This is a genomic window from Alcanivorax sp. HI0083, from assembly GCF_001635175.1.
The window spans coordinates 1-2,743 of record NZ_LWFX01001158.1 but is presented as its reverse complement, the minus strand read 5'-3'; the positions used below and the strand labels follow the sequence as shown (position 1 = coordinate 2,743).

Below are 2,743 nucleotides of genomic sequence, written 5' to 3'. Positions count from 1 at the left end.
GGTGGTGCGCCGTGAAGGGGGGCTGAACCGCAACCAGATGATGTACCTGATCGTGCAGGTTGCCAACGACGGTCAGTCATTACCGCTGGAACCCGGTGTGCTGGTGCAGGCGGAACTGCGCGGTGCCGCGACGCCAGCGGTGGCGGTGCTGCCCCGTTCTGCCCAGGCCGGTGACCAGTCTGTCTGGGTGCTGGACGACGACCAGCGCTTGCGCCGTCAGCAGGTGGCGATACTGCATCAGGACAGTGACAACCTCTACCTCCACGATGGGGTTAACAGCGCGACCTCGGTGGTGTTGGCCGGGGACCTGCAACTGCTGGAAGGCATGCGTATCGATCCGCGTCCGGCCCAGACTGGTCTGGCCCATAACAGCGAAAACCGTGGTGAGGGACATCCATGAATCGTTCCATTGCCTGGTTCGCCAGAAATGGGGCGGTTGCCAACCTGTTGATGATGACCCTGCTGCTGGCAGGGCTGCTGGCTATTCCCCATACCCGTCAGGAAACCCTGCCCAATGTGCCGCTGGACCGCATCGGCATTTATGTGGCGTACCCCCAGGCCACCCCGGAAACCGTGGAATCACTGGTCTGTACGCCGGTGGAAACCGCGGTGGACGATGTGGAGGGCGGTACCGAGCTGATCAGCGAATCCCGTGAGGGGTTATGCAGCGTGCAGCTGGATGTGCTGGAAGGGCATGACACGGGCGATGTGCTGGAGCAGATCCGCACGCGCCTGGATGCTCTGGATAACCTGCCCAAGGGAGCCGCCCGCCCGCGAGTGCAGGAGCTGATTGTGCGTAACCGGGTGGTGCGGTTGTTGCTCAGTGGCTCCTTGTCACGCACGGACTTGTACCAGCTGGGCAACCGGGTTCGCCGGCAACTTCTCAACCGTGATGCTATTTCCAGCGTGGATATTGAAAACCTGCCGGAACGGGAAATGGCGCTGCTGGTTTCCCGGGATGACCTGTATCGCTACGAGCTGACGCTGGATGGCATTGCGGCTGCAGCCAGCCAGAGCGTGCAGCGCATCGCCGGTGGTGTGCTGCGCAGCGACAAGGGTGACTGGCTGCTGCAGACCGGCGAACAGCCCGGTGATGCCCGTGCTTATGAGCAGCTGGTGATCCGACAGTCGGACCAGGGCGACTTGTTGAAACTGGGCGATGTGGCCCAGGTGCAGGACGGCTTTTCCCGGGACACCCAGGCCGCCTGGCTGGATGGCAAACCGGCGGTGGCGCTGGATGTGTATCGGGTAGGCGATCAGAACGTGCTGGATGTGGCCGGAGCGGTGCGTAACTACCTGGCTGAGGCGGACTTGCCCCCCGGTGTCGGGTTGCAGGTGTGGAGTGATGATGCCCGCCAGTTCAGTGAGCGCTCCAACCTGCTTTGGCGTAACGCCTTGCAAGGCCTGGTACTGCTGACGCTCATGCTGGCCATTTTCCTGACCCTGCGGCTGGCGGGCTGGGTGGCACTGGGGATTCCCGTGTGCATGCTCGGCGCCTGCGCCATGCTGCCGTTGCTGGGTGAGTCCTTCAACACCATCTCCCTGTTCGCCTTTATTCTGGTGCTGGGGATTGTGGTGGATGATGCGGTGATCGTGGGCGAAAGCATTGACCACCAACGCCGCCAGGGGCTGACCGGAGGGCAAGCCGCTATCAGTGGGGCGCAACGGGTGGCGAAACCGATTTTGTTTGCGGTGATGACCACGCTTTTTGCCTTTGCTCCCTTGTTGTTTCTGCCGGGGCCGGAAGGGGCATTGATGCGGGTTATCCCCATCGTCTCAATCACCATCTTGCTGCTGTCGCTGGTGGAGTCCCTGTGGATTTTGCCGGCCCACTTGAGCCACGATCGCCCGGCGCGGGGGCTGTGGCTGAAATCCGAACAGCTGGCCACGCGCCTGAACGATGGTCTGGAGCGCTGGCTGGACCGGCGCGCCCGGCCCATTCTGCGGCGCTGCCTGCATTGGCGCTATGTGCTGGTGGTGGTGTTCGTGGGCCTGTTTATTTTCTGCTGTGCGCTGGTCAACAGCGGCTGGCTGACCATGGTGCTGTTTTCCCGGGTAGAAGGGGATCGGGTGATGGCGGAAGTAGTGTTTCCCCAAGGCACCGGCGACCTGCGCCTGGCCCGGGAAGTGCGCGAGCTGGAAGACTCCGCTCATACCCTGGCTCGTCAGCTGGCAGAGGGCGTTGAGGGTGATCAAGCCGAGGCACCGATCCACATCGATGCGGTGTTTGCCGAACAGGGCGTGCGCCAGAAAACCTCCAACGCCCGTGATCCCGGTGCGCGATATCGGGTTCGGGTGACCCTGGCGATCAGCGGTGATACCAGCGCCATGCCGCCGCGGGAAATCGCACGGCGTTGGCGTGACCAGCACGGGGTGATCGCCGATGCGTTATCGGTGAAGTTCCATGCCAGCCTGATGCAGGTGAAGCCGGACATTCATATCAATTTGTTCCACCCGGATCTGGCTACGTTGCAGCGTATGAGTGAACAGGCGGCGTTGGCGTTGACGCGCATGGAGGGGGTTCATGAGGTGGCCAATAATCTGCATGCCCAGCGAACTATCGTGGATATCAACCTGCGTGAAGAAGGGGAGCGAGCCGGTTTGCGGGCCGAGCAAGTGGGGGCGCAGGTGCGCAATGCGTTCCACGGCATCGAACTGGACCGCTGGTTCGAGCAGGACCAGGAGGTGCCGGTGATGCTGCGGCTGGCCCAGGCCGACAGCCGCCAGATTACCGACCTGGAAC

General features: G+C 62.7%; 1 protein-coding gene and 1 pseudogene. Both read left to right on the top strand.

The window, feature by feature from the left end; all coding sequences use genetic code 11:
- Nucleotides 1–400: pseudogene (locus tag A3754_RS27810) on the top strand (efflux RND transporter periplasmic adaptor subunit); the annotation flags it as partial.
- Nucleotides 397–2,743: efflux RND transporter permease subunit (locus A3754_RS16495; protein WP_063520576.1), on the top strand; the 2,347-nt coding region annotated here is incomplete at its 3' end. The pseudogene A3754_RS27810 and the gene A3754_RS16495, both read left to right, overlap by 4 nt.